General features: G+C 57.8%; 32 protein-coding genes and 2 tRNA genes. 10 read left to right on the plus strand and 24 right to left on the minus strand.

The features are described from left to right. Nucleotides 1-132: 132 nt before the first annotated feature. Nucleotides 133-291 carry a hypothetical protein gene (locus AR323_RS14850; protein WP_164461544.1) on the minus strand — a complete coding sequence of 53 codons (159 nt, stop codon included), beginning with the start codon at nucleotides 289-291 and terminating at the stop codon, nucleotides 133-135. A 216-nt stretch (nucleotides 292-507) separates the two neighbouring features. Here AR323_RS14850 and AR323_RS11750 point away from each other — a divergent pair, with 216 nt between their 5' ends. Next, nucleotides 508-1092, plus strand: a complete 585-nt coding sequence (locus tag AR323_RS11750; protein WP_057884185.1) for a LysR family transcriptional regulator — start codon at nucleotides 508-510, stop codon at nucleotides 1090-1092. Nucleotides 1093-1131: 39 nt separating this feature from the next. Here the strand turns inward: AR323_RS11750 and AR323_RS11755 are convergent, their stop codons facing one another. The 4 genes from AR323_RS11755 to AR323_RS11770 all read right to left on the minus strand — a co-directional run bounded on the left by AR323_RS11755 (nucleotide 1132) and on the right by AR323_RS11770 (nucleotide 2532). Then, nucleotides 1132-1371, minus strand: coding sequence for a hypothetical protein (locus tag AR323_RS11755; protein WP_057884186.1), 240 nt, complete (start codon nucleotides 1369-1371; stop codon nucleotides 1132-1134). Next, nucleotides 1368-1736 carry a hypothetical protein gene (locus tag AR323_RS11760; RefSeq protein ID WP_057884187.1) on the minus strand — a complete coding sequence of 123 codons (369 nt, stop codon included), beginning with the start codon at nucleotides 1734-1736 and terminating at the stop codon, nucleotides 1368-1370. Before AR323_RS11760 ends, AR323_RS11755 begins: the two co-directional genes overlap by 4 nt. A gap of 75 nt (nucleotides 1737-1811) precedes the next feature. After that, nucleotides 1812-2057, minus strand: a complete 246-nt coding sequence (locus AR323_RS11765; protein WP_152980340.1) for a hypothetical protein — start codon at nucleotides 2055-2057, stop codon at nucleotides 1812-1814. Between the two features lie 163 nt (nucleotides 2058-2220). Next, nucleotides 2221-2532 carry a hypothetical protein gene (locus AR323_RS11770; protein WP_057884189.1) on the minus strand — a complete coding sequence of 104 codons (312 nt, stop codon included), beginning with the start codon at nucleotides 2530-2532 and terminating at the stop codon, nucleotides 2221-2223. A 109-nt stretch (nucleotides 2533-2641) separates the two neighbouring features. Here AR323_RS11770 and AR323_RS11775 point away from each other — a divergent pair, with 109 nt between their 5' ends. From AR323_RS11775 to AR323_RS14700, 3 genes are all read left to right on the plus strand, one after another. Next, nucleotides 2642-2860 carry a helix-turn-helix domain-containing protein gene (locus AR323_RS11775; RefSeq protein ID WP_057884190.1) on the plus strand — a complete coding sequence of 73 codons (219 nt, stop codon included), beginning with the start codon at nucleotides 2642-2644 and terminating at the stop codon, nucleotides 2858-2860. 151 nt (nucleotides 2861-3011) lie between these two features. Next, nucleotides 3012-3728 (plus strand): endonuclease/exonuclease/phosphatase family protein, encoded by a 717-nt coding sequence (locus tag AR323_RS11780; RefSeq protein ID WP_057884191.1) that lies wholly within the window; start codon nucleotides 3012-3014, stop codon nucleotides 3726-3728. 116 nt (nucleotides 3729-3844) lie between these two features. Next, nucleotides 3845-4144 (plus strand): hypothetical protein, encoded by a 300-nt coding sequence (locus tag AR323_RS14700; RefSeq protein WP_152980341.1) that lies wholly within the window; start codon nucleotides 3845-3847, stop codon nucleotides 4142-4144. A 2-nt stretch (nucleotides 4145-4146) separates the two neighbouring features. Here AR323_RS14700 and AR323_RS11785 read toward each other — a convergent pair whose 3' ends face one another. The 4 genes from AR323_RS11785 to AR323_RS15005 form a co-directional block, all read right to left on the minus strand. Further along, on the minus strand, nucleotides 4147-4839 hold the full coding sequence (locus tag AR323_RS11785) for a thermonuclease family protein (protein ID WP_057884192.1): 693 nt from the start codon (nucleotides 4837-4839) through the stop codon (nucleotides 4147-4149). A gap of 1 nt (nucleotide 4840) precedes the next feature. Next, on the minus strand, nucleotides 4841-5317 hold the full coding sequence (locus tag AR323_RS14705) for a hypothetical protein (RefSeq protein ID WP_057884193.1): 477 nt from the start codon (nucleotides 5315-5317) through the stop codon (nucleotides 4841-4843). A gap of 110 nt (nucleotides 5318-5427) precedes the next feature. Then, nucleotides 5428-5781 carry a response regulator gene (locus AR323_RS11795; protein WP_057884194.1) on the minus strand — a complete coding sequence of 118 codons (354 nt, stop codon included), beginning with the start codon at nucleotides 5779-5781 and terminating at the stop codon, nucleotides 5428-5430. Nucleotides 5782-5972: 191 nt separating this feature from the next. Next, nucleotides 5973-6215: a hypothetical protein gene (locus tag AR323_RS15005; RefSeq protein WP_164461543.1), complete on the minus strand. Its 243-nt coding sequence runs from the start codon at nucleotides 6213-6215 to the stop codon at nucleotides 5973-5975. On the opposite strand from AR323_RS15005, the gene AR323_RS11800 reads away from it, so the two are divergent. From AR323_RS11800 to AR323_RS15375, 3 genes are all read left to right on the plus strand, one after another. Continuing rightward, the gene (locus AR323_RS11800; RefSeq protein WP_161808746.1) at nucleotides 6142-6561 is read left to right on the plus strand and encodes a universal stress protein; all 420 of its coding nucleotides are present in this window, start codon (nucleotides 6142-6144) and stop codon (nucleotides 6559-6561) included. The genes AR323_RS15005 and AR323_RS11800 overlap by 74 nt on opposite strands. Nucleotides 6562-6566: 5 nt before the next feature. Beyond that, entirely contained in the window at nucleotides 6567-7328 is a 762-nt protein-coding gene (locus tag AR323_RS11805; protein ID WP_057884196.1) for a VIT1/CCC1 transporter family protein, read from the plus strand. 91 nt (nucleotides 7329-7419) lie between these two features. After that, complete coding sequence (locus AR323_RS15375) at nucleotides 7420-7830, plus strand: c-type cytochrome (RefSeq protein WP_161808747.1); 411 nt, start codon at nucleotides 7420-7422, stop codon at nucleotides 7828-7830. Between the two features lie 867 nt (nucleotides 7831-8697). Here AR323_RS15375 and AR323_RS14500 read toward each other — a convergent pair. Next, a complete protein-coding gene (locus AR323_RS14500; RefSeq protein ID WP_083495403.1) occupies nucleotides 8698-8874 on the minus strand; it encodes a YegP family protein in 177 nt (58 codons plus the stop codon). Nucleotides 8875-8889: 15 nt separating this feature from the next. Beyond that, nucleotides 8890-9090 carry a dodecin family protein gene (locus AR323_RS11815; protein ID WP_057884198.1) on the minus strand — a complete coding sequence of 67 codons (201 nt, stop codon included), beginning with the start codon at nucleotides 9088-9090 and terminating at the stop codon, nucleotides 8890-8892. 322 nt (nucleotides 9091-9412) lie between these two features. On the opposite strand from AR323_RS11815, the gene AR323_RS11820 reads away from it, so the two are divergent. Beyond that, on the plus strand, nucleotides 9413-9913 hold the full coding sequence (locus AR323_RS11820) for an MgtC/SapB family protein (protein WP_057884199.1): 501 nt from the start codon (nucleotides 9413-9415) through the stop codon (nucleotides 9911-9913). Between the two features lie 137 nt (nucleotides 9914-10050). Here the strand turns inward: AR323_RS11820 and AR323_RS11825 are convergent, their stop codons facing one another. The 7 genes from AR323_RS11825 to AR323_RS14860 form a co-directional block, all read right to left on the minus strand. After that, entirely contained in the window at nucleotides 10051-11241 is a 1191-nt protein-coding gene (locus AR323_RS11825; protein ID WP_057884200.1) for a S8 family peptidase, read from the minus strand. A 282-nt stretch (nucleotides 11242-11523) separates the two neighbouring features. Beyond that, nucleotides 11524-11599, minus strand: a tRNA-Thr gene (locus AR323_RS11830). A gap of 59 nt (nucleotides 11600-11658) precedes the next feature. Continuing rightward, nucleotides 11659-11732 (minus strand) — tRNA-Cys (locus tag AR323_RS11835). A 78-nt stretch (nucleotides 11733-11810) separates the two neighbouring features. Beyond that, nucleotides 11811-12833 (minus strand): tyrosine-type recombinase/integrase, encoded by a 1023-nt coding sequence (locus AR323_RS11840; protein WP_057884201.1) that lies wholly within the window; start codon nucleotides 12831-12833, stop codon nucleotides 11811-11813. Then, on the minus strand, nucleotides 12820-13125 hold the full coding sequence (locus AR323_RS14855) for a hypothetical protein (RefSeq protein WP_057884202.1): 306 nt from the start codon (nucleotides 13123-13125) through the stop codon (nucleotides 12820-12822). The genes AR323_RS11840 and AR323_RS14855 overlap by 14 nt, the downstream gene beginning before the upstream one ends. Nucleotides 13126-13244: 119 nt before the next feature. Continuing rightward, nucleotides 13245-13505, minus strand: a complete 261-nt coding sequence (locus AR323_RS14715; RefSeq protein WP_152980342.1) for a hypothetical protein — start codon at nucleotides 13503-13505, stop codon at nucleotides 13245-13247. 336 nt (nucleotides 13506-13841) lie between these two features. Further along, nucleotides 13842-13985, minus strand: a complete 144-nt coding sequence (locus AR323_RS14860) for a hypothetical protein (protein ID WP_161808748.1) — start codon at nucleotides 13983-13985, stop codon at nucleotides 13842-13844. Nucleotides 13986-14729: 744 nt separating this feature from the next. Between AR323_RS14860 and AR323_RS11860 the strand changes: the two genes are divergently transcribed. Next, a complete protein-coding gene (locus AR323_RS11860) occupies nucleotides 14730-15881 on the plus strand; it encodes a DNA-methyltransferase (protein WP_083495405.1) in 1152 nt (383 codons plus the stop codon). 546 nt (nucleotides 15882-16427) lie between these two features. Further along, complete coding sequence (locus tag AR323_RS11865; RefSeq protein WP_152980343.1) at nucleotides 16428-17708, plus strand: hypothetical protein; 1281 nt, start codon at nucleotides 16428-16430, stop codon at nucleotides 17706-17708. 50 nt (nucleotides 17709-17758) lie between these two features. On the opposite strand, the gene AR323_RS11870 is transcribed toward AR323_RS11865, so the two are convergent. The 6 genes from AR323_RS11870 to AR323_RS11895 form a co-directional block, all read right to left on the minus strand. Then, nucleotides 17759-18757: a hypothetical protein gene (locus AR323_RS11870; RefSeq protein WP_152980344.1), complete on the minus strand. Its 999-nt coding sequence runs from the start codon at nucleotides 18755-18757 to the stop codon at nucleotides 17759-17761. Nucleotides 18758-18908: 151 nt separating this feature from the next. After that, nucleotides 18909-19595, minus strand: coding sequence for a hypothetical protein (locus AR323_RS11875; RefSeq protein ID WP_057884207.1), 687 nt, complete (start codon nucleotides 19593-19595; stop codon nucleotides 18909-18911). A gap of 30 nt (nucleotides 19596-19625) precedes the next feature. After that, nucleotides 19626-20819, minus strand: coding sequence for a GIY-YIG nuclease family protein (locus AR323_RS11880; protein ID WP_057884208.1), 1194 nt, complete (start codon nucleotides 20817-20819; stop codon nucleotides 19626-19628). After that, on the minus strand, nucleotides 20812-22884 hold the full coding sequence (locus tag AR323_RS11885) for a DEAD/DEAH box helicase (protein WP_057884209.1): 2073 nt from the start codon (nucleotides 22882-22884) through the stop codon (nucleotides 20812-20814). The genes AR323_RS11880 and AR323_RS11885 overlap by 8 nt, the downstream gene beginning before the upstream one ends. A 103-nt stretch (nucleotides 22885-22987) precedes the next feature. Beyond that, the gene (locus AR323_RS11890) at nucleotides 22988-23896 is read right to left on the minus strand and encodes an SHOCT domain-containing protein (RefSeq protein WP_057884210.1); all 909 of its coding nucleotides are present in this window, start codon (nucleotides 23894-23896) and stop codon (nucleotides 22988-22990) included. Continuing rightward, nucleotides 23893-26640, minus strand: coding sequence for a class I SAM-dependent DNA methyltransferase (locus AR323_RS11895; protein WP_057884211.1), 2748 nt, complete (start codon nucleotides 26638-26640; stop codon nucleotides 23893-23895). The genes AR323_RS11890 and AR323_RS11895 overlap by 4 nt, the downstream gene beginning before the upstream one ends. Nucleotides 26641-26643: the final 3 nt, after the last annotated feature.

Here is a 26643-nt window from a genome sequence, read left to right on the forward strand (position 1 = left end):
GTGTCCCTTGGCACCATCGCAGGGGAGTTTGGGGCCGCTGCGTGGGCTTCGCCCTCTGCAAGTTCTGTGCGCCATGCCGCCTTTCGATGGCCAACATGACGCGTCGATAGTCGGCTCGCGAGCTGGAGCGGCTCATTTGCCTGCGGGCGCCTCTGCCCGCGCAGGTACCCCGCTTGGATTGTCGATTTGCTTCTCTGAAAGGGCATTTAGATGTTCGACCAGCTCGTGCCAGATGTCGGCGATGCGCTGACCGAACCGATTGGTTTTGGTCATTTTTGTTGTTCTATTCACTGCCGGTCGCCCTCCGGCTGTCAAAGACGATCCTTTCGTGGGCGATCCGAAAGGCACGCCCTGCTGGCAAGCTGCGAGGGTTCGGTAAAATGAAACCTGATCTTTCGGCCTCGAGATGAATGCAGTTACTGCATGGACCCCTTCCGGCCACCGGACTAGGGGCGAGTGGCTCGCCCATTTGCCGAATCAGACCGCTGCAAAAGCCGGAGAAACGATGTGTCATCTTTGAGAGTAGGAAGCCTGCGTCTCTGCTGGATTGAGGCCTTCGTGGCCGTGGTTGACGAGGAGAACATCTCGGCAGCCGCGACCAAGCTCGGCCTTTCACAGCCTATGGTCAGCCGGTACCTCCAAAGCCTCGAAAAGTGGTTGGACAAAAAGCTGATCAAGACCGGCGGCGTCAGTGACCCCGAGCTACCACGCATCTCCATCGCCATCACCGAGGACGGACGCGCACTCTACAGACGGGCTGGTCCCGTGCTGAAAGGCCTCGAGGCGTTCAGGACTCCCAAGGCGCGTGCGGAGGAGCGCATTTCGGCAATAAACGCGATGATCGGGAAGATGGCCGGCGACCTCAAGGGAAAGAGTCCGTCCCGTTCGGCAACGAGACGGGGTGCAACCATCGACGCCCTTGTCGAGATTGTGGGAGCACTGTCGGCGCATGTCCCATTGGAGGCCCTGACCACCGTAAACCATAGTGTTCGCTCGGAGTTTGCCGCTTATGAGCGCGAGCTGGTGCGTGAGAGGAAACTGAAGCCCAAGCGTCGCCCAAGGGCGATCGATATCGCTTCGCTTGAACTGTAGTCCGTGCATTCACCCTCGCCCCCACACCGTCTGAATCGCCTAAGGCCGGCTGGAAATCGAGAGGGTGAGGATCAATGCGCACACCAAAAGCCCGACGAGAGGGTAAGCCGCGAATGCGCTGAGGAAGGAGAGGCTCGTGAGGATTGCCAGCGTCTCCTTAGGCGCGCGGATCAAGGCCACAACCAAGGCAAGGATGATCGCGCCAAAGGTGACGATCGCCGCCATCCGCAGCACGGCAAGCGCCAGCAACCCACCGAGAATCCAGCCGACAAACTTCACGCCCCTTCCCTCCGGCAAAGAAGGGCAAGGGGCGAGCGGTCATCGTCCTCCACCAGCAGGATGTAGGCGAACCCGTCGTTGCCGACGGTGTAGAGCAGCTCCCACCAGCCGTCGTGGCGCTCGATCCAGTCCCAATCCGGTTGGTTACGGATGGCATCAATTCGAGTTTGTAGCGGCGAGAAGCCTACCGCATCGACAATCTGCCGTTCGCTGTCGTCCGCCTCGATGACGAGCAAGTGTGTAAGGTTCTGCAACTCGCAACGGGCGGTGTCGGCCAGCCGATCGGCCAAAAGTGTTCTCAGGTTCGAAAGCTCGAGCTTTTCGATTGCGGATTCGAGCCCGGCGATGGTGGGGAAGTTCATCATTTCAGATTCCTTTCAGACGCAAAGAAAAAGGCGCCTTCGGTTGAAGACGCCTGCGGATGGTTGGGTTGTGTGGGTTCAGCAGTCGGTGGCTGCGTGCTCCCGGCAGATTGTCAGTAGGTAAGGGTCGTATTCGAGCTTGTCCGGCAGAAGAACCGCGTGACCGTGGCCGTAGTCGTCCAGGACGAAGACGGCTTCAAACCAGCCGCTCTCTGCGTGGATGAATTCCCAATTCTCGAAGGCTCGGCCGCGTATCGAAGCCAGATCCTGCGCGCGGTCACCGGGGTGAAGAATAAAGATCACTGCCAAATCTTCATCGGTCATGAGCGGCTGGTAGCGTTGAAGGATTGACGTCAGACCCGGATCGCATCCTGACCTAAGGACGTGCTCAAGGGTCACCGCCGTAGCGATAACGAGCATTGCTGTTCTCCAATGAAAAAGGCCCCCGGAAATCACCGGAGGCCTCGAAAGCGGCTGAGTTGATCGGCTAAGAGTTGCGACTATCAACAAACGTTCGGCAGTCGAGGCCACTGGGGCCCTCACCGCCCCGCCATTTTCCATCCTCACCTTTCACGGCGAGCATCATCTTCTCACCTGTATATCCGCCCATTCGATTTTTGGCGTTGACCATGATGCAGGCCAACTGATCACCTTCATCGTCGGTATATTCGATCAGTTCGCCGAAGCGGGCGGATTCTGGATCGATCAGACCCTCTCGGATATCGCTCTCAATTGTCGATCGATTTGAGCAACCTACAAGTATGGTGGCGACAATCGCCAGCAGAAATCCATATTTCATAACTTCCTCCTGTTGTGAGTGATTGTTTTGCCAACGCGGTTGCGAAGGCAAGCGAAAATGACACGATTGGTATACAGACGACTGGGAGCCCTTGCGGCCACATCCGCCTATGGATGTGGTCCAGCTCCTAGGTGTTAATGTCCGGCACTATCGGAAGCTCAAGGACATGACGCAGGAAGAGCTTGCAGCCCTCGCCGGCATGGAGCGAAGCTACGTCAGCGATCTGGAACGCGGGCAGCGCAACCCAACCGTACGAGCCCTAGGACGGCTGGCTGAAGCGCTTGGAGTTCACCCCAACTTACTGTTGATCGAGAGGTCCCCTGCCTAGCTGGTGGGGGGAGGGGCGGCAGATGTTGCCACTCCACATAAGATACCCGGATCTGCGCGGCTGGGTTGCCAAGCTAGATTGCGAACAGGACGTCACATCCGCCACGAAAGTCTTGCACCGCCGGTCACATGCCCGCACTCTCGCCAACAGCATGGTCACGCTGACGATAGCCACCTGGAACACCGAATGGCGCAAACCTGCCTCGGGTGATGCAGATGTCATTCGCGAGCGCTTGGAAGCCATCGAACCCGATCTGGTTTGTTTGACAGAGACCCATATGGACTTTCTGCAGTCTTGGGGCGGCTACACGGTGCACAGCACGGATGACTGGGGCGGCAAGACCTTCGGTTCACGCAGAGAGGTACTGCTTTGGTCGAAGTTTCCTTGGCGAGACGTCGACACCCTGGGTTCCCCCGACTTGCCTCCTGGACGGTTTGCGTCGGCTGTCACTCAGACTGCGCTCGGGGACGTCACACTCGCCGGAGTGGTCATTCCCTACCACATGTCGAACGTGCGCTATGGGACGCGCAATCGTCGCCTCTGGGAGTTGCACGGCATATATCTTGATGCGCTGGCGCAGGTGGCTTCGGCCCTCCCCCGCAACAGCATAGTGCTGGGTGACTTCAATCAGCGGCTGGGGAATTCTTGGGTCCCGCGAGCTGTCAGGGACAAGTTGCTGTCGGCTCTCAGCGAGCATCCCATTGTCACCGGAGGTGAGCTTGAACCCTTAGGTAGGGCGGCAATCGACCACGTCGCCCTTGGCGGTGCTTTTCAGGCTACGCGGACCTGGGCGATTTCAAACTATAATGCCGAGCGACGGATCAGCGATCACTTCGGGGTCTGCGCAGTCATTCAAGAAGCGGCTTAACTCAATTGGCGGTCGTTGCATTCGCCGTTCAGTCTGTCAGACTTGCATCCTAGGGATAGGAGGTAGCCAAAATGCTTGGGAGTGGATTGAGATTTGCTTGCGGAACAGGAGCGCTCATGTGGGCTTGGCAGGCCGCGGCGCAACCGTCGCCAGAGATGCAGGAGCTCCTGAAGCGCAAGTATGATATTCAGGCGCAGCAAGCTCAAGCTGCTCAGGCCGCCGCAAGTGCCGAAGAGGCTCGTGCTAGGGCAAGCACTTCCAGTGGTTCTCGCTCTACCGCTCATCAGTCCTATGTGATTCCGCAGGGCGATGCGCTCGAAGGCACCAATGCCAAGAAATGTAAGCAGGCCAATGGCTCGACAATTAGCGTTAGCGGAGGCTTTCGCTCGGCCCGCAAAAATGAGGCCTGCAAATAGGCTCAGCGAACGATCGCCCGCCGATACCCGGCCGCTTGAGCTTCAGCCTCGCTGCAGAACATCGCCTCGGCCCGCGTCTGGGCATAGTACGGCATTCCGGGAAGGTGATAGATCCAGTCCCCGCGCCGGCTGTGGTTCCCTTTGATGATGCACCCTTGGGATTGGCTTGCTGAGGCTCGAGGTTGTTGCATCAGCCGCACAGGGGGACGCGCAGCGGCCGCCCGCTCTTCATTCTGACGGCGGAAATCGGCTGGCAGATCGAACGTGGAATCCCAGATACCCACGCGCGCGGCCTTGGCTCGCACTTCGTCCGCAACGTAGTCTTGGGCATACGCTCGGAACGCCGTCGCCCAACCCTGCGCAACCATCGTCCTGTTGAGCTCGATGCCCCCTGCGGAGCAGACCGATACCGCCCGCCCGTACGCGTCTCGTCCGCGAGCTCTGCAGCTGACGGTCTGTCCCTCCACCAGAGAACGCAACTTGCCTGCTGCGGCCTCACCACATGGCCACGCCTGACCGTCCCGCGAGCACTTCTGCTTGCCCTCGGGAGCGTCGATGCCGAACAGGCGAACTTCAATGCCGCCGACAGTCAGGCTGTCTCCGTCGATCGCGTCGGCTGGGCCAGTGAACGACGTCTGCGCTTGCAGAGGCGATGCGAGTAAGCCGAGAGCAACCAAGCCGGTAAGAGGGCGCACGTCAGAACTGCCTTTCAGCCTTGTTCGGGTCGTAGGCTTGGCACTTACCCACGAAATCGCCAGCTTTGCCAGACAAGTTGATGATCCCGGTATAGCGATCGATCCGCATCTTGGGATTGTTGAGTGGGTTCACAGCTACCGACGCCGTTATGTCGGCTTGGGTCACCTTGATGTCTTTGAGCGTGAACCAGCCGTCCTTGCCACCCCGGATGGTCGGAAGCATGGCCCGGGGCATCCGAAGCTGGCCCGCGTTATTCGAGAGCTGAACGTTGACCAGATCCTCGAAGCCTTCACGGGAGTGCTGTAAAACGGTCCCGCTGGCGGAGTCCCCGAAGTTGCTCCAGGCGTTGAACGAGCCGCCTCGCTGCTTGTTCGCGGCGCCATCACCGAAGCAGACAAGGTTGAGAGTGGTAGGCTCTTGAGCAACCGCGGATTGCGCTGTCAGGAGTGCAAGTGTCAGCGTCAGAATTCTACGCACGTGAATTTCCCCTTTGGACTATGCCCTCAGGTACTGGCGCTAAGTTAGGAAAATGGAAAAGTTGATAAGAACGAACCGGATGCACTTCCTTGTTCGGGAAATGCCGGAGATCAGGTCTGGGGATTGTGAATTGCCTGATAAACTGCTGCACGGAGCGAATCCCTCTTCATAGGCTTGGTTACGATCGGCGCACCGTCTATGAGATTCTTCGCTTCGACAGCGTCGCTCACGATAAGCACTGTCGGCACACCTTCTTCGGCGCAAATCGCCCTTACTGCTGAAACTCCGTCGCCACGAACAAGGCGCAGGCTGGTCGTGATCAAATCTGGCCGTCTGCGCTCAGCGGCCTGAATGGCACTATCTTGAGTGAACGCGCTATCGAACGAGGAAAACCCGAGTTCTCGAAGCTCATCCTCGATGGTCACGCTGATCAAACCCTGCGGCTCGATAATTAGTGCGTGCACAATGCCCTCCCATCCCGAGGAACTTGCTCGACCCGAGTGACACGACCGATCTCAAAATATCTAACTTAACCTGATTCGCGAGCCCCAAATCGGCTATTACGATGCAGCAATGTTAAGATTTGTGGGTTCACTGGAGGGGTCTGATCCGCAGGATGCAAGCCCGGCACCCATAGAACAGAGGCCTGCGCTCGCTAATATTGCCTAACCAAGCAAACGCCTGCTGTACCCGAGCCGCTTGAAATTTTCCCTTCGTTGCGGAACAGCATCTCGGCGTGATTTTGAATGTAGCAGGGCGCCGGTGGGCGTTCCTGAGTCGAGCGCACGCCGACGCGTAGTGCGGTGATCTGGAAGGGCGATCCAGTGTATTCGAAGATTTTGACGGCCGTCGATCTGGATGAGCCCAGTTCTTGGCAAAAGCCCATTGCCACGACCATGGCACTCGCCAACTGCTTCGGAGCGAAAGTGGCCATCGCTTATGTTGTACCTGAGACGCCGTTGATGTTGCAGGCACAGTGGTCGGTTTTATCAGTTCGCGCGATTATGGAAGCTGCGCGGATCAAACTGATGAAAGTTGCGCGCGATCACTGCGTCGAGGATGTTGAACAGATTGTCAGAAGCGGCACGATTTATACCGGACTTATCGAAGCTGGCGAGATGTTCGAAGCTGATCTGATCGTACTTTCGTCGCACCGACCCAATATGAAGGACTATTTGCTGGGCGCCAATGCCTCGCGCGTCGTTCGTTATGCGAAGTGCTCGGTGATGGTCGTTCGAGATTAGGACAAGTGCGTTTTCGCGAGACACGCAATCTTGGTGACGAGCACCGGGCGGACCGCATCCGCGATCGCCTGAATAGCCCAAGGGGCGAGAGTCCACTGGGCGATTTCATCCTTGGCGGGGTGGACGGCGTAGTAACAACTTTTGCCGTGGTGGCGGGAAGCGCTGGAGGCGGACTATCTGTCACAGCCATCATCATTTTAGGCCTGGCAAATCTGTTTGCCGATGGCTTCAGCATGGGTATCAGCAATTACCTGGGCACGCGGAGCCGACAGCAGGAAGTGGCGCAAGCTCGTGCGGACGAGCACTGGCAGATCAAAGCCAACCCCGAAGGCGAGAAAGAGGAAATCCGTCAGATATTCGCTGGCAAAGGACTCGAAGGCGATACACTCGACCAGGTCGTTGAAGTCGTTACCAGCGACGAACGTGTGTGGGTCGACACGATGATGACCGAAGAGCTCAAGCTCAGCGAGATTTCAGCCCGGCCCCGCCGTGCAGCGCTCTACACCTTTTTCGCCTTCGTACTCTGCGGCTTCCTGCCGCTACTGCCTTTCATCGCGGGCAATGGACTTTTCGATCGCATGTTTGCCATCAGCGCGGCGCTTGCAGCAGCAACATTCCTCGCCCTGGGCATCGGAAAAGGCTTAGTCCTAAATGCTCCGCGGCTCCGCTCGGGTCTGGAGACCCTGATGATCGGCAGCGCCGCGGCGGCTCTGGCTTACGGCATCGGTTTCGGGTTGCGGACTGTCTACGGGATAGCGCCAGCATAGAGAGCAAATGGCGTACATTATCTTTTGCATCGGTTCGTACCCACCAAACACTTCAAGGCCCAACAGCACGATGAGGATGAGGAGACCGGATATGCAGGCTAACACTCAACGTCCGCCCCACAATTCTGGGCGGGCTTACATATTTCTCGGGCTGTTTATCACCGCCCTGACTGGCTGTCAGGCCGCTCCCGAACAGGCTTCTCAGCAAGTTGTCGGCACACCACTGCTTACGAGCCATTCAGCGGAAGGACGAGGACAAAAATTGGCCGCGAACCGTTGTTCAGACTGCCACTCGGTCGGTTATGGCGAAACGTCGCCCGTAACTCATGCGCCGAGCTTTTCGGCCATCGCCAATACTCCGGAACTTTCAAAGTCGTCGCTTAATCGATGGATGCTAAATCACAAAAATTACCCGTCGGTAATGTACTTCGAAATTCCAGCCGAGCACGTCGATGACCTCATCGCTTACATATTAACATTACGACGCCCGAATAGGGAATGAAGGTGGAAACCCAGCCACGAGCGCTGTCGCGTCCTTACAATCTCCAACGTTGCTAGCGGTCTATCGCCGCAACTGCGACCCGAAGGGCCGACGAGTCGGCTCTTCCCTTCAGGGCCTCGCCTTCCGATCGGAGGCGAGGCCATTTTTCTGTCTGCACATACCGGAATCTGGAACCGAAAGTACGCACATTGGCAGGCTACCCGCCTTCGCACTTCGCCCCGCCGAGGATTGGATGGAAGGGCGTGGACCTGTCCAAATTTCTGCAATCGAAGAAGACCCCCATTGCCGTCAAAACGGGGTCCCGCTCGTAACCTGCCAAAACCCCTCTAAAAATGTGAGATCGGCGATCTTTTCGCCATCCTCGTACACAATCGCCCTGCGCTTATTTGGAATTGTCTCCAGCCGAGAGATTGCCATCTCTGGGCCAAGCGCTTCAAACTCCAGTTCTTCTGAAGTTCGATCGTAACCGTGCTCAAGTTGTATGAGGTAGTGATGCATATGACATACTGGGCCAGCAACGGGCTCCCCACTGGGGTAGCATTATGTCCACTTCCACTATTGCGAGACGGACAGGCGCAAATCCTTGGTGGCTCTCTCTAGCATTCTTCCGACGAACAGCGAATTCGATAAAAGGTGGCGCGCTAGACCGGGTCGCTGCAGTCCAACGCGCCTAAAGCCATTTGCTCTGCATCCCAATGCCTTTCAACTCCGAACTGAGGCGACACAAATTCAGATCACGGGTCGCCGTGCGCGCCACAAACCCCATTGGCTTGCGGGGCACGTCGAGTTCGAGGCAAGCCATGCAGCTCAAAGGTGACCAACGCCTCACGTGTGCGATCGCCTCGCGCGGCGCCAATCTGACATCTGTTAGCTGTTGTCTTCGATCTCCGCTCCGGGACCGTTCTTCTTAAAGGATGCGATAGCAGACAGTGCCGACGACTTGCTTGTGTAACCTTCCGAGGAAAACATGACCTCGGAATTGTATTTGAAGCGAACGCGGAACTCGCCCTTCTTGTCCTTATGGACTTCAAACTTATGCGGCATCGGTCCCTCCTCGGCTTAGTTGACGATAAACGTCACGACCATTGTTACACGCCATTCAGCGACACTGCCGTCGCGAACGACAACTTTGGTATCTTTCACCCATGCGCCCTCGATGTTGTCGATGGTTTCGCCTACTTTGGCGATGCCATCCCGCACCGCGGCCTCCATGCCTTGGGTGGAGCTCGTGATCACTTCGATCGTTTTGGCAATGGCCATGTGGTTTCTCCGTTAGGCGGGGATGTCATCTTGTAACCACGTCCCCAATCCTCCGCAGGTGTCGAGCAGACGTGTTGAAGAATGTTAGACCCGCCGGCTCGTTCACCGCAAGCCGTAAGCTGCCGCGACCACGGGGTTACCGTTAGATCCTTAGGTGAAACAGAGGCGCTGCCGAAAAACCCGCCTGTCCGCAAGCGACCCCATTGCAGACTTGGAGCGGTCCGCTAGGGCGAATTGTGTTAATTCTGAGCCAAGACGCGTCTAACTATCTGTAAAGCCACCCCCCCTCGAACCACGATGGCAAATCTGGGAGAACCGAAAAATGTTCGATCAATTTCTCGCCCAGGATCGCTTCGATTTGGTGCCCCATCTTATCGCCATTAGCATCGCCTACATTCTAGCATTACCGATAGGTTGGAACCGAGAGAAAGCGGAGCGAAGTGCGGGTCTGCGAACTTTCCCCTTGGTCGCTGTGGCAAGCTGCGGTTTCATCCAAGCTGCGGAGGGGATCACCGCTGAATCACCGGAAGCAATGGCGCGAATAGTGGAGGGATTGATCACGGGTATGGGCTTCATCGGTGGCGGGGCAATCCTGCGGAGGAATGACTCGGTCAAAGGTACTGCCACTGCTGCCAGCCTCTGGATCACAGGCGCCATTGGCGTCTCGGTAGCGTTGGGGAGCCTAGATGTTGCAGTGATGTTGTCTCTTATTACTGTGGTAACGCTATGGTTCATGGCACCATTGAAACACGGCAAATCAGATCGCACTACGGCTAATGAAGTCGACGCTAGCGGCGGAATTGACGCCGACGTTGGGCACTAAATTCATACATCCCGACTGTCCGCTTACCACCCAATATCGGTCGTTTAGGAACTCGCCAACGCGTGAAAGCAGATGGACGGTTTTCGCCGTTCGCTGACGGAAAGCGACCAGTCCGCTAACGACCTCATTCCAGGTGCCTAATCTCGGATCGTCCGTGCGGCTTCTACCGCCCGACGGGGGTGCAGAAGGCGCTGGCCCGTCTTGTTGGTGTCAGACGTCTCCAGCATCAGGCTTTTCAGTTCCGCCCCTGTCAGACGAGGGTTGACTGCGAGCATCTTTGCCGCGGCGTTCGCCACGTTTGGCGTTGCCATGGAAGTTCCTGTTGCGAAGCTGAGTAGGCCTCCTGGAAGCCTTGCCGGAACTCTGTCGCCATTTGCGTATAGCGAGACCTCGCTGCCTTGATTGGAGTAGTCAGCTAGCGCGCCGGTGGCATCCACCGCCCCGACGAGGATGAAATTGGGAAGCGTAAAGCGCGTGGCCGGGTTTTCTGTCACGAGAGGCGAGCCCGAGTTACCGGCGGCGCCGACGAAGAGCACGTCTGGTGCAGCGGCCATACCCGATTGCAACTCTGCTCGAATGCGCTCGACGGTGTAGCGCGCGAGAGACTTGCGCTCCCCTTCCGGCATGTTGGGCGCACATTCTTCGAGGTTCTTGATGTACGAAGTCTCAAACCGGCCCCACGACATATTCACAATTCGGGCACCATTGCCGACCAGGAATTGCAGCAAATCGCGAACCGAGGCAGCCTCTAGATCGGCAAGTTCCCGCGTCCAGCAAGGGACAGGCGGCGAGCCATGCCACCACTCCATTCTTGCCACGATGAGTTCGGCGCGCCCGTGGTCTCGCAGGGCGATGTCAGCGACAGATGTGCCATGAGTGTAGCCGGCCCACCGGCCGAGGTCGTTCGTGAACTCGGCCTCTTCTTCCTTGCTCATTGCCCCGAGCCTCGCCTTCATCTCGGAAGCTGACGGGCTCTCAACGCCTGAGTCAATGTCGTCGAAAGCCGCAAGGTCTTTGTTTAGCTCGTCTTGGCGGCCCTGGAGCTCTGGCGGCAGCACCGCCATGGGCGAATCTTGGCGTTGCTTGAACTCGTCGTAGCCGCGCACCAGGGGGTTGCCGTCAGAATCGGTCGCAATCCGACCCTCGAAAAGCGACAAGTCGACACCACTGTCCCAGACGCCGATCCGGACCGCAGGCACCGGGGGTTCGGCGGGAATCGTAACACTTCTTGAGGCCCAGAATTCGCTGTTGTCCGACGCATAGGCCTCGCTTGTGCTTTGAAGGCTGACTCCAATCAGCGCGGCTACGGCGGCAAGTCTCAACAGCATGTGGCGATTCTCCCCTGGTGGAAGCTGCCTGCGGCAACCGGGAAGAGCAAGCGCCTATGTCTGAAACCCACCCTCATCTCGGACATCGCGTGTGCTTGTCGGTTTACCCGAAAGCTGACGGTAAGAAGCATAACCCTTAGACGGAGCAGCTTAGCCTGCGTTAAGTGGGCTTGGAGTTGCTACAGCCCTTTTTCCTACCCAAAGCGCCCCAAATAGGACCCAAACGCCGTCCCAGCCGAACGACCGTTCTCCTTAACCCACTGGATTTGCCTGCTGAAAGACTGGTGCCGCTTACAGGACTCGAACCTGTGACCCCATCATTACGAATGATGTGCTCTACCAACTGAGCTAAAGCGGCACTCCGGCGCCCCTAGCGGCGGTGCGGCGTGGCCGCAATCCGCCTTGGGGTTGCAAAAGTGGAGGCCCGAGCCGGAATCGAACCGGCGTGCAAGGATTTGCAGTCCTCTGCGTAACCACTCCGCCATCGGGCCGCGTGGCGCAAATCGTGGGTTTTTGCCCTCTCGTCAACCAGAGTTCGCACTTTTTCGGCGAAAGTTCGCACTTTTGGTTCACGCATCGTTCCGCTTCCGCCCCATCGCCCCCACCCCCGCCCGTGCCCGCACGCGCTGCGATGCGTACTTGAGCGCCATGCGAAACGTACGGTGGCCGAGAACAGCCTCGATCTCTGCTACGGTAGCCCCCCCTTCCTCCATGCGCGACGCTGCGGCATATCGAAGCCCATGGATGGATCGACGGCGGGGCATTCCTTCGGTCGTTTCTACGGCACGCCGGATCGCTCCTGAAAGCCCGTTTGCTGTCAGCGGTCTTCCTTTTGCGTTGGTACAAATGAGCAAGGCATCGCGAGTAAGGCCATCGAGGTGTTTCTGGAGCACAGGGTGGCAAGGGATGATAAGCGGTTCGTGCGTCTTGGATTGTCGAACGCGGATCGCGCTGCCCTGATACTGCCCCCATGTCATGCTGACGATGTCTTCGCGACGCTGGCCGGTATAGAGAGTAAGCAGGAGCGCGGTCCGCACGTGCACAGGAGCAGCGCCGAGGACCAAGTCGATCTCTTCGTCTGACCAGACAGCAATCTCTTTTTCGCCGCCCTTGCGCTTTAGACGCTTCAAGCCCTTCGTTGGATTAAAGTTCGGATCGACGAGTTCTTCCTCATCCGCCCAGCTATAGAGCCGTGAAACCATCTGACCTATCTTGTTCGCCTTTCGAGGCGTGCTGGCATAGTCGTCCCGCACCGCCTTGATCATCGCGCGAGTCGTATAAGCGAAGGGCTGATCGCCAAGCTCCTGTCGCAGGAGGCTTAGCGTCTTCGTGTAATCGCTCTGCGTGGCGTCCGCGAGAGCCTTGAATTCCGCACTCGCGAGATAACGATTTATGAGCCAAGCAAACGTTCCCTGCGATGGAGGCGTGCGCGCAGACAGCCGCTCAACGAGCGCAAGCTTCTCAGCGTAAGCACTATGGAACCGCGCTTCTCCGGGTGCTCCGGGAAGCGCGGACTCCCCATACAACTTGTGGCGGAAGCGCCAGTAACGCCCCTTCGCCAGATACGTGTAGCGAGGCTTAGCGGCGGGCACGCGCGCGGCTCTTGAAAAATTCTGTTTCCACCGAGTCCTTGATGCCATGGATTGGGGTGGTGTCTACTAAGATGCTGCCATCGGCGCTGATCTCGACGCGCGTGATATCCAGCCCCGCAGAGATCAATCCTCGCACCGCACAAGTCAGATCACGTTGTTTAGGACGGCGAGTTGCTGGTCTCAGCCACTGTTTCGAGAGAAGCTCCTCCCGCACCAAGGTGCGGATTTGAGTGAGCATGTCCCGGTTCAGAGATTGTTCGCTCACCCAAATGCGAATCGGTTCGTACACCATTACGAATTCAACCTCATGGTGCGGTCACGCCTTCATGACACTGCAACAGTCGTTCATTCTCGACATCGAAGCTCCCTTGTAATCCTCCGACCCTGCGCGCCCTCGTTCGCAAGAATCCTTCAGGGACATCGTTGCGCCCACTCAGCGCAGAACCGTTGCTCATCTTCTTCCGCTACCTTGCAGTAATCAAAATCGATGACGCACCATCCCGCTTCATTTGCCAATTTATCCCCCAGAACATATTCAACGCCTTCTTCGTGGGCCTCCTCCTTAGCGTCGAGTTGAAAATAACCTACAGTCACCTTTGCTATTCGGTTTTCTTCATGACTAGTCGCTTCTTCCGAGTCCCACTCTATATTGTAACAAAGATAAGTGCTCATTATTAGACCTCCAAAGTTCGCGATTAAGCGGGGTACGCTCCCGATCTTTCACGTTTCAATTGGAGCTATGCGCTTCTCTAATCAATCTTGCTTAGAGTTCTCTTTCGAGGAACAGTCCACTAATTGAACTTTCTGTTGCAAAAATGATGCTCTTGACGTCACCGGCCAGTTCGGAACTGTTCGCGGGAGGGAACAGAGACTTTGGCAAGTCGGGAACGGTTACGGCATCTCGGTGTGGGCTATAATCTCCCAAGCCCGGATGGTTTTGCCGATCCTCTCAGCGGACCGTGCGATAACTCCGCGCCACGGCGATCAACATCCGTCCGAGACGATCAATTAGGTGTACCGCTGCCTCTCGCACATTTCGTGCACGGTCGAGCCAAAATCGGTTTCGATGTCGGCCAACGCGCTCTTGGTGAAGATCAGGCTCTCGCCGCCATGCTGGGATGATCGGCATTCGCCGTATTGAAGTAGCGCCATCACGACGACCTCATTGAGGCCACGCTGCTGGAGACTGAAACTCTTCCATGAAGAGGAGATCGAGGTCGAGTACTGCAACCCATCGAAGGTATTTTACGGAAATCGTCGGCCACGACTCAATCCTCATCTCGCGGCGGTGCCGGGGGTCCGAAAGATTCCAATCCCGCTAATTTGGAAGCGCGAAGCCCATCATCTCGAAGCCACCCAAAAAATCGACCGAGCCGCTGCCGTTCATTGGCCGGATCGGTTGATTGCAGGAGTTCGAGATTTCGCTCCGCCATCCGATGCGTATCATCCCATTCCAACGCCTCTACGTGCGATTGAAAATTCCTACGCTTCATCGTTTGAGTGTGAATCCAACGTCGAAGCTCCTCCAGTTCCTCGCGCGAATGTCGGCATCGTCGGAATGGCTGCGCCCGCAGCACATGCAACACATCCTCATCGAGCCAACGGTCGATCTGGCGTAAGCAGCAGTCTGCAACCGCCTCGAACGACCATACATTTCGGCCCCGTTCGTCGAGCGAAGGTTCCCATATCTCCCCCGTTCGAATCATCTCGTAGAGGGTACCCTCGGTAACCTCTAAAACGGCCTTCACCGCGTGTGAGTTGAACGCATCTCGATTTGGAAGGCGCTTCATCTGAGAGCCAACATCATGGAAACAGGTCGATATTTGAGCCTCTTCGACGATGGCGTTCTTTCAACGGCATGCTTCGCGCTTCAAATTAAGACGGAGATCAACAACCATGTCGGAACGCACTTCCCTGCCACATCAGACGGTGGAATTGGCCGCTTCAAAGCTTAGCAATGTTTCAATCCGGGAGTCGATTCCCAGCGGCGTCATCATCGGCGCAGCTACGCTGTACCTTGCCGACAGCGCGACTGTTCTGCCTCACCTCAGTGCACTGGACTCTTGCGTCACCGACCCGCCTTACGGTTTCAACTTCATGGGCAAAGCTTGGGACTATGATGTTCCCGATACTGCTCTGTGGCAAATGGTCCACGACACCCTGAAGCCCGGTGCCCATTTGCTGAGCTTCGGTGGACCACGCACTTATCACCGTCTCGCGGTGAAGGTTGAGAATGCGGGGTTCGAAATCCGCGACCAGATCATGTGGCTACACGGTCAGGGATTCCCGAAGTCACACGATGTTGCCAAGGGCATCGACCGCACCCTCGGTGCCAAGCGTGAGATCGTCGGCAAGCAGCCTCGCCTCGGGTTCACTAAGCTTCAGGAAGAGCAGGGTGTCCAGACCGTCAACATCGGCGAGTTCGGCCAACGCTCGAAGGTACCCGTCACCCTTGAGGCCGATCAGTGGCAAGGTTGGGGCACCGCTCTCAAGCCCGCTCACGAGCCCATAGTCATGGCGCGGAAGCTGCTGGCGAAGTCGAGTGTCGCCAAGAACACGCTGGAGTACCGCACTGGCGGGATCAACATCGACGATTGCCGGGTGGGTGAACGTTTCCCCGCGAATGTCATCCACGATGGTGAGACGGGGCTGGCCGAAAAGTACGCCCCGTTCTTCTACTGTGCCAAGCCTTCGACCCGTGAGCGCGACGAGGGTCTCGACGATCTCGCGAAGTCCACCAAGCCGTGGTTCCAGACCGCGAATGGAACGTCAGGCAAGCCGTCCTCGATCAAGAACAGTCAGAAGGTCCCACGGGCGAACAATCACCCTACGGTGAAGCCACTCGCCCTCATGCAGTACCTGTGCCGTCTCGTAACGCCACCGGGCGGCATCGTCCTCGATCCCTTCATGGGCTCGGGCACCACGGGCGTGGCGGCTCTCCGGGAGGGTTTCCAGTTCGTCGGAATCGAGCGTGACCCGGAGTATTTCGAGATCGCTTGCGCCCGGATTGCTCAAGCACAGGGTATTCCGTCGAAGCAGGCAGCGTGACCAAGGGTGACTTGCGTCTCAGGTTGAGATCGGCTGCGCCGCTCTTGATCATCCCAGTTCGACGGGATGCCGAGCAACAGATCGCAGGCGCAAGTTCGAGCAAATACGGGCCAAACTGAACCTCCGATAATGGAAGAGGGGGCATCGGAAATCAAGCTGCCAAGGAACGGCCTGCGGCTTGCCGCGTGGTCGTTTCGAAGCGCAGCATGGACCGGGACCGAAGGGAGCGGGACATCAACTTATGACGATTGAGCCCCGCCCGTGCGCACGCGCCCGGTCATGGCGATCCTTGCCTTCAAGCCAAGGCGTTTTCGCTTCGCTCGACGCCTTAACTGAAAGGCAGCGGCTCAGATTGAGGAGAAGACGAATAGAAATAATGCGCGTGACACACTCTCTCTTTAGAAGACGCGTGTCACCGCAAAAGAGCAGTTTATGAGCGAACTTAATGTAATAGTGGGTCCACCGGGAAGTGGGAAGAGTACGTATCTCCTCACCGAAGCGATCAGTAGCGGAGGCAAGCATCTATTCGCGTGCCCTACGATTGACTTGATCGAAGAGCAGTACGGTCGCGTTCGTCATTCCGCTCCCCTATTGCCGGTTCGTCAGGTTCATTCACGCAATGGACGGAAAGGCAGGGTTGCTCGTCAGCTTGCCGATCTTCCCGCTGACGTCGCCCCCCTCGATGATGTGATTGCCTTCGTCACTCACGAAACGATGATGGACTGTGACCTGAGCGGGTTCGCGGGATGGAACTTGTGCATCGATGAGGCCCCGCAGTCTCTGGCCTGTGGAATGTTGAGCCTCGCGAGCGGGTGGCATGCCTTTGATCAGCGGTACTCACTCACGCCTCTCTCGGGTAGCGATTGGTCGCGTGTCCGTGCCGAGGCTGCTGCGGAGCCTTGGGCCAAGGTCAAGCAAGACTCGATCTGGGCCAATCACATGGACTTCAACAAACACGTACATCGTCCTCATGGGGTTTACGTCCAAGCGGCGGACTGGCGCGAAGGGCGGGATCGCGCGCTACCTTGGTTCTCGATGTGGTCTCCGCTCGCGCAAAGTGCGTTCGCGACAGTGAGTATCGCGGGAGCGGGTTATCTGAGCAGCATCGGCTACAGGGCGCTCGTGTCAGTTGAGCCGAACCTCGTCGTCCAGAGGCATGTGATTGATGCGCCCCGTACTGCGCAACCGCACATCACGATCAACTACTTCACCGATTCCCACAGCGGATCAACGACCTTTTGGGCGACGTCGGAAGGACGTCGCTGCCTCGTTCAGGTGCAAAACTGGCTGTCCGCTAACGTCCGCGATCTTCAGTTTTGGTCGGGCAATGAGGTTGTGCGCAATTCGTTCGAACATCGCATTCCGGGAACGATGGCTGACCCCAAGGTGGCAGGGCTCAACATCTACCGGGCGGCCACATCATGCGCCTTCATCTACAGCAGCAAGCCGGTGCCCGAAGACGCAGCCATGCAGGATATCTTCGAGATTTCTGGCGCGGACATCTACGCGGCTCGCGAGGGTGAGGACTTGGTTCAATTCGCGATGCGTGGCGCTATCCGGAATGCCGATTACGAAGGGTGTTACGATGTCTACGTCTACAGCCGCGAACAGGCCGAGTTTCTCCGCGCGTCGCTTCTTGGCTCAGGGTTCACCAAGGTTGACGTCAATCCGTTAGACGAAGCTGGTCTGATGGAAGTTGAGAGGCCCAAGGGGGCGCGGACGTCGCAACTCACTCCAGCGCAGGCCGCAGAACGGGTAGAGCGCCGCCGCGCGAACAGCCGGAGGAGTAGCGCGAAGAACCGGGTCAAGAAGTCAGGGGGCAAGTGAGGGTCAAGCGAGTTATCAGCCACAAGTTCCGGAAGGCGCTTTCGGCAAGCTCAGTCGAACTCAAAGTTGAAAAAGTGGGGTTGCGTCAAACGACGAACCGCATCCCACTCGGACCTTTTCCGCTTCCTTCCGCTGACCACCACCCCATGTGCTTCCAAATGCCCGTAGAGCGTCTCTCGGAGCGAAGATGGGGGCGGAGCATTGCGGGGGCCATACGCGCCCTCCATGCGCCAGCGGCCTTCAGAATGGCGCAGATGGACCATCGCGCTTTTACCCGCATGATAGAAGACCCCCATCCCGTCCTCCCCGGCGACAATGGGGAGCAAATATCGCTTGGAGCAATTCCGGAATTGGAGGGCCAAGCGCATCAAATCTTGCCCACACACAATTCCTTCGTAGGCCTCAGTGTCAGGCACCGGGTGGGCGGGGAAAATGCACCGACTCAACCACCTGCTCCACAAATTCATCAATTCGCGCTCCGAGCGAATCCGGCAGATCGCGTCAGTGAGGGCGTCGGCGTCCACGCCGCGCTCGACCAAAAGTCGAAACGCGGTGGAGACATCGACAGCCAACGACACACTGTTCGTCGCAGTCATCCCCGCGATTGCATTGACCACATTCGGACGAACCAAGCTGGATGGCGACAGCATGCGCGCGATCAAAAGCTTCTGCCGGTCGATGGATGGCATCCGGTGGATGCACTCCACAACATCAGAAGACGGGGGGCGTGCGAGGGTCTCGTACAGCAGCGAATAGCACCGCTGATCCTGCACCTGTGAGCCGATCCGACTCAAGGCGCGGCGGAAGCCCTTGGGGACGTCGCTGTACCCGGCTTCCAAGATCGTTAAGTGATCTGCGCTGCTGAGGAACTGGCCGACGCGGGCCATCTCATCGCGACCGGGGGGCCTCACTGCCAAATACGCAGCGGTCACTTGAAGACGCTCCGTGCTCGCGCGCAGCAAATCGCCCGCAAAGCCGCGACAGTGTTGATCAATGCCTTCGATGAGAAGGTCGAGCAGCCAACCCGGCTGTGAACAATGCTTGGACAAGTAGTGCTCCTTAGTTTCCTAAGGGCACGACCTCGCGAATGCGGTGGGTGCGGATCATGCGAGAGTTATAGCAGATTCCATGAAAATTGCCAGTTTGCAAAGATTGCTGTTTTCAAGACCAACCGTGACCGACGATCCGTACCATCCGATGTTACTCTGGTTCGATTTTTGAACAATTCACGGTCAGCACAATGCTCATCGCTTCCATCACGTTCGGGCACGTCACCTTCACACGGTCACCCGGACTGACCGCTACAAGCTGCTTCGTCCCGCCGTCAGAGAATCCAAATTCCTGTTCTCGATTGGTTTTGAGGGATCGCAAGATGGCAAACCCAGTGCCGAAAGCCTCCCGGACACGAACCACCTCGCCACTGATTTCAACCGGGGTTGAACCAAACCTTTTCGCGGCTGCGATCTGATTGGCGGCGTAAGCGTCGAGAACTTCGTCGATTGTCGTGACGAGCGGCACGCTGACCGTTGGCTGGTCGGCAACAGGAGTGGCACTCTCTGGAGTAGGCGCTGTGTCGGGTTTCTGAGTTTTTGAGACATCGACAGGGGTGCGTTCGCCTTTGTCAGTAGCTTCAGCGTCCCCCATGAATGCGCGGCCTGAAACGAAAGCAATCATAGCAGCCACCCCATAGGCCAGCGTCTCGACCTTCCAACCCAAAGGGGTTCTTGCCTTCTTTCTTGTGAGGAGGGTGAGAGCCAGCAGGGCCCCAAAAAGCCACACCATCGCGAAACGGATTACATCCAACCATGCGAAAATCGCCGTCATACCAAAGGCAAAGATCGCAGAGACGATTACGTAATGAGAGGGTTTGATTTGCTGGTGATCCATGTAATCGCTATCGTTCTGGAGGCGGTAAGGTCACACGGCTTTTGAATAGACTAGTCGAGCTTCACGTGGATCATACCGATAATCGGCAATGGTCTGATCGCGGATGCGTTCGACAGCTTCATTGATCACGTCGAGCGGGACGAGAAACCACTCGCGTGGCTTGATCATAGTGCCGAACCGATCCGGAATTTCGATGTCGAGCAAAGCCGCGCCGAAGACCCGATGGATGAGCTTCTCCAGCTTCGTCCGGTTGATGTTGTAGAGCGTGTACTGCGCCATGATCTCGACATTGGCCATGAGGAAGGTGGGCTGAAGCTGTGCACCAGCGATGCGCTTTTCGACCGCCATATTGGTGACGCCGATCTTGTGGACGATATCCCGATGTTGCGCGACCACGGGATGATCGGACTTGCTGCGCAGGACGTAGATCGTCCCGCTCGCCAAATCGCCTTCCTCGGCTTGGCCGGAGAAGAGCGGCCCAGCTTCAGGGTCGGTGATCCTGCGGCCCGCTTCGTCGCCATTGAGAGCGCGCTGTAGGGACCGCATGAGCATGTTGCTCTGCGTGCCGTTGTCGAAAATCACCCTTAGGCGGGCATCGGAGCGTCCGTGGGCGGTGGTGAACACCTCGCCCATCTCGGCTACGTACGCGATCTGACCGCCCACAATGAAGTAAGCTCCCGGCCTGATTTCAGCCTTGAGTTCAAATGGTCTCGTCTCGCGCGTGCCAGCTTCGAGGTCGAGCTTCACCTGCTCAAACAGCGGCTTAAATCTGGCGAAGTCCTCGCATTTGTCGCGGGTGGCGATTTCCTCCGCTGCGCGGCGCTCCTCGGCACTCGGCACGTGCTTTAGCGTGCGAATGTCGTCATCGCCTCCGCTGGTCTCGACGCCGAGTTGTGCGAGCAGCGCATCGTCGTCAAGTTCGTCCACCACAGGCGCGTGAGCCTCGGTCTCCCCCTGAAGAAGTCCGTGCTTGTCCAATCCCGTGAGTAACTCTCGGCAATCTTCGAGTTCGCGTAGCCGGTCGAGCCGCACTGCGTAGAGGCGCTCGAAGATGTCCCGATCTTCGCCATGCCGTGGGGCGCGGCCATGCTCTTCGAAGAACCGCTCGATGTCCTCGAACCCAGCGATCACCCGCTCTTCACGAGCCGTGTAAGTCCGAGCTTTCGGCTGCGCGACTTCGACCCCGAGCGCCGCAAGCAGTTCGTCGTCCGTCAAATCAGCCATTCTTGGTCTCTGCGACATGGCGGGCCAGTGCAGCAACCCCTTCAGCCATTCGCCGCTCCCACGCGTCCTGCGAGGTGATCTCTGGCCGTCTACCGCGCTCTTGAAAAAAGCGCAGCGACCGGACGGCAAGCTCGCGCGCTTCCTCCAATGGTATCTTTACCTTGCGGGCCGAGATCACTGACTGGACCTGCTTGAGGACGCTCTCGTTCATCGACTTGGCGAGCACAGCATAGGCAGCTTCAAATGGGTTGATGCTGTCGATCAGATCGATGTCGAGATCGCGCACATCGGTCGCGAACTGGCGGATGCCGTCAATAAGGGCGGTGTTAACTCGTGTCTCGTCTTCGCTGGTCCCACCCATTCCGCTCGCGATTTCCTTGGCCTTTTGAGTCACATTGAGTGCGGCTATCGCGTGCTGGCGGACCGCTTCCTGATCCTCGGGGCTAAGCTCAGGATATCGCTCTCGCACGATCTTACCCATCTTCAGTTGGGTGAGTTCCTGCGGCAGAATCTCCTCGTTGAACAAGCCTTGTTCGAGGCTGGTCTTGTCCTGCACGAACTGAGTGATGACCTCATTGAGGTCTTCGGCACAGATGCGCTGCGCCTCCCCGCTCTTCGGTTTCACCAGACCTTTGATCTCGAAGTGAAGCTGACCCGTGGCCCCGTTCACACCGACATTGTTCGCGCCTTCCTTGTAACCTTCTGAGCCGTAGTCGAAGTCCTTGAGAGGGCCTGCGTCCTTTGGCGTGAAGGTGAAGCGCGGAGCAAGCACCTGCTCCATCAGCAGGCTCGCTGCGATGGCCTTGAGGGTGTCGTTGATCGCACCGACGACCGCTGCCTCTGACGCATCAGGCTCTGCAATTAAGTTGGTGAAAGTAGCGCTTTCCTTCCCCGGAGCATCGCGTGTCGCGCGTCCGATGATCTGAATGATCTCCGTCAAACTCGACCTGTAACCAACCGTCAGGGCATGCTCGCACCAAATCCAGTCGAAGCCTTCCTTGGCCATCCCGAGCGCGATGATGATGTCCACGTGATCGCGGTCATTTCGATGCGCCGGGTCTTTGAGCGCGCCGAGCACTTTGCTGCGCTGGGCAGGATCGCTGTCATCGACAAGGTCAGCGATCTTGACCACACGGCCATCAGTGAGCTTCACATGGTGGAACCCTGTTTGGGGATCGGCTCCCTGCCACTCCCCAAGGTAGTCCATGATCTCGTTCACTTCTTTGATCTTGTCCTTCGTGCTTTCGCGCGAGTTGACCGAGGGGATGTGAACGATGGTCTTCTTGGTCGGATCGAGCACTGCTTCGATGGCTTCGAGGTAGCGACCGCTGTAGAAGAAGTAGCCGATGTTGAGCGCCTTGAGGTGCTCGTAGCCGTTTAGCTGCTCGTAATAGGTGTAGGTGACGGTATCGAACTTGGCCTCGTCCTCCGGCGTCAGAACAGGCACCGCATCACCTCGGAAGTAGCTTCCGGTCATTGCGACGATGTGCGCCTTGTCGCGGCGGATGAACTCGGCAAGCTGACTACCGAGGCGGTTGTCCTCGCTCGCTGAGACGTGGTGGAACTCGTCCACCGCGATCAGCCGGTTGTCGAATGCCTCGACGCCAAGCTGCTCGACCGCGAAACGGAACGTAGCGTGCGTGCAGACCAGCACCTTGTCATCGCTCGCGAGGAACTGACCCACGGCCTTGATCTTCGAGGGATCGACGCGCTCCTCGTCGGGGCCGGGGGTGTTGCAGAGGTTCCACTGCGGCTTCACCACCCAGTCCGCCCAAAAGCCGAACTGGCTCAGCGGCTCGTCCATGAAGCTTCCGCCGATGGACTTCTCGGGCACCACGATGATCGCCTGCCGCAGTCCCTGATTATGCTGCTTGTCGAGCGCGATGAACATCAACGCGCGGGATTTGCCCGAGGCGGGCGGCGACTTGATGAGCAGGTATTGCTCGCCGCGCTTTGCATACGCGCGCTCCTGCATCGGGCGCATGCCCATCTCGTTGGACTTCGTGGACGCGCCAGTGCGCGCAGTTTGGAAGGAGACGGCGGGAATGGGTTTGGAAGTGGTCATCGTTTTCGTGCTCCCTCTCGGTGAGATGAGCTTTGCGGTCTAGTGCGAGACAAGAGCGCTCCCCGCGAGAGATCGCTGACGGCCCGCGTCCTGAGCTTTCTCATCAGCATGGGCCTACCTCGTCACCGGTCACCGATATGCTCCTAACCCTCATCCTCGGCATTAGGCGGCGCGCATCTTCTGGTGGGTTGCTCGCGCAATTGAACGGCTCGTAGTCGAGAGGAGACTCGTATTCACTCAGCCCCGCTTCGCGGCGCACCCCCTGTTCCCACAGACTAAGAGCGTCACTCGCCTGATCATAAGATGTCGAATAACGAATGGAGATAAAGTTGGTCGCGCGGCTACCCCGATAGCTCAGGGCGATCACAGGATCGGCGGCGTTACCGCAACCGTAAAGGCAATCGGCAATGAACTGGCCCCAATTATCCCTGTTGAGGATTTCCCCGAAGGTTGTCCGGGGGCCGATCCGATTTCCGCGAATCGTGGGCGAGCATGAGGGGCCGACATCAACCGTGAAGCCGGTAACCCGGCTACCGGTTGCCGAGTAGGAGATTGTGCAGCCGCCAAGTTCGAAGACCAAGTAGCCCGCGCTCCTCTCCCTCGGAATGCCAAGCCGCTGTTCGAGGTAAGCGGGGTTCGTCCCGATTACCTGATCGGATGTCGCGAAGGTTAGCCTATCGCCCGCCGACACCGATGTGGTGGCCTCGGGCGTCGGCGATTGGCTCGGAGCAACCTGCACGGCCAGTTCGCCCTGTGACGGTGCGTCGGGAGACGCGACCGCTCTCGGATCACCACTGTTGCTGCCGCCTTGCGTCCAGAAGAACACAAGCATTATCGCGCCGATTGCGGCAACGATCCCCAACCCAATCAGCACCGATAGACGTCGGGAGCCGGTTCGCGACTTGCCAACGAGGATTGCCTGCTTCTGATCTTCGAATTCGCTGTCCGAAAGCGCACCAGCTTCGCGAAGTCGGTTGAGGCGCTCCAACTGGTTCAGCTTGTCGTCGCTCATGCCGCCTTCTTGCCTGCCATTTTCGTATAGAGTTCGAATAGCTTTTCGAGGCGTTCGGTGTCGTTGCGGAAGCGGCGACCGATGTAAATGCGTTCGAGCACCTCGTCATTTTCCTCATGCGCGCGGCGGAGGTCTTCGGGCATGGCCTCGGGATCATAGAGATCGGCGATGGTCGCGGGGTAATGCGCCTCCCGCGTGAGGAGGATATTCTCGGCGCAGCGGGTGAGGTCCGCCTTGTTCTGCTCGGTGAGCTTGGGGAGCGGGAAGGTGTTCCAACCCATCTTGTTTGAGTAGCTGAGCCTCGTTTCCAGTTTCCCACAGATTGCGGAAATCCAAACCAAATGCATAGTTGATGATAAGATCGCCAACTGAAAAATTTCGGCATCGTAAAGTGCATATGACTTATTGCTCATCGAGCATGGATAACCGATGAGGATGGGGGTCAGAAACGGCCGATTTTCAGAACTAACTAACGGAACGCCGATCGTGGTGTGACCGCTCTTCATTTCGCAAAACTGATGAGGCTTTGAAGCCATTGCTCGTGTTCCGGGACGCGTGCTCGCCAGCCGCCACGCCTGAACTTCTGCAACCCGCTTTGCCACTTCTGGAAAGGCCAAGGCGTCGGTGAGATCGTCATCTGAAATCCAAAGGCAGAATCTCTGTGTGTCGTTTATGATTTCTGCTGATCCAAGAAACCGGCGAACGATTTTCGACCTAACATCGCTGGGAAGGTTCAGTGCATCCACCTCGTCTCCATTGAGGATCAGATAGCCGCCGTCATATGGTTGATTGCCAAGGTTCATTTCGCTCAACTGCGCAGGTCCACGCGTCTTGCGCTCCACAATGAGGTCTGCTCCCGCTATGAGATAGGGACTGATGTTCGCAACCTCCCGCGCGACGGAAGCGCCCTCAGCGTCCAATTCAAAAAGCTTCGCCGAACCCGGACTGGAAGGGGCCAAGCCCACGACGGCCACTGTGACGCCAGCATTTCTCGACGCGAGATTTTGCCATTTGAACGAGGTATGCGCAAAACTAATGCGCTGCCCCAGCGAGAAAATTGTAGGCCATAGTGAGGAGGTTTGAATTCCTTGGCAAATAGAGTTCGTTGAGACGAAAGCGCTTCGCGAATTCGCTACACGGTTCGTTTCGGCGGCTTTTAAGAACCAGCCAGAAACATAATCGAGAGATTTGTGATTTACTGCATATTGGTCGAATAAAAAATCGAGATCGCGCTTTTGATCGTCGTTCTGGCTACGCGTTCCTTTGTATGGTGGATTGCCGCAAATGTAGGTCTCACCACCCGCGTTTTCGAAGTCGATCTCCGATTGGTCGAGGGGAGTTTCGAACAAGTCGTCGCTCCGCACTCTAACACCCGTCCCAGTGGGTGGACAGATGCTTAGCCAGTCGAGACGCAGCGCGTTGCCGCATGTGATCCAGTTCTCGGAATCCAGCGGCAGAAACTCGGCCAGCGCCTCCTTTTGTCCGCGATAAAGAACGTCGCACTGATACTCGGCGATGATCAGCGCGAGGCGGGCGATCTCGGCAGGGAAATCGCGTAACTCGATGCCGCGAAAGTTGGTGAGCGGGATGTCGGTCTTGCGGTCGGGCTCGCCGCGTCGCTGATTGATCTCAGCCTCGATTTCCCGCATTTCCTTATAGGCAATGACGAGGAAGTTGCCGCTTCCACAGGCGGGATCGAACACCCTGATCCTCGCCATCCGATTACGCAGGTTGAGTAGCTTGCGCCCGTTGTCTCCTGCTTCCTCCAGCTTCGCCCGCAAGTCGCCGAGGAACAGCGGGTTCAGCACTTTCAGAATGTTCGGCACACTGGTGTAGTGCATGCCGAGCGCGCCGCGCTCCTCATCATCGGCGACCGCTTGGATCATCGATCCGAAGATGTCCGGGTTGATCTTGGTCCAATCGAGGTTGCCGATCTGGATGAGGTACGCGCGTGCGATCTTGCTGAAGCGAGGAACCTCGACAGAGCCGCCAAAGAGTTGGCCATTTACGTACGGGAAGGCGCGAGCCCATCTCGCAATGCCCTCTCGCTCGTGGTCGTCCCGCTTGGTGTTCATCGCGCGAAACAGTTCGCTGATAACCTCGTGCGTGTCCGAGCTATCGCGAGCACTCATTTGCTCGACCGTGTCCGTGAAGCGAGACGTCACCGGGAAAATGTCGGTGTCCTCGGCAAAGAAGCAGAAGATCAGCCGCGCCATGAAGTGGTTCATGTCACTGCGGCGTTCGGCGCTCGCCCACTCCGGGTTGTCCTGAAGTAGCGCGACATAAAGTCGGTTCAGCCGACTGGTCGCACGGATATCGAAAGAGCTTTCGCGGATTTGCGCGACGGTCGTGATGCCAGCGAGGGGGAGGAAGAAGCCGAAGTGATTCGGGAAATCGACGTAGTTGCACGCGAGCGTCTCGCCGGTTGTCAGGTCCTCTGCCTGAAGTTCTTCGCCGTCAGTCGATAGGGCGAACTTGACCTTGTTGCTCGCGCTCTTGGGGCTGTCTCGCAGCGCGGAGAGCGTTGCGCCGACCTCACCAACGCCGCACGTCGCGAGATGAATGTTGCTGCGTTGGAGGACGCCGCCCGCGACGTCCGACTGATTGGTATTGCCTTTCCGCAGGCGGTCAATCGTGACCTTCTTGTTCCCAAATGCGGCCAGAAACTGGAAAGGAAACTCGGCCCCATCAAAGGGCTCAGAGGCAAGTTGGGATACGGCTTCTTCGATCTCGACAGGATTCATGAG

This window comes from Tsuneonella troitsensis (assembly GCF_001441535.1).
Lineage (GTDB): Bacteria > Pseudomonadota > Alphaproteobacteria > Sphingomonadales > Sphingomonadaceae > Tsuneonella > Tsuneonella troitsensis.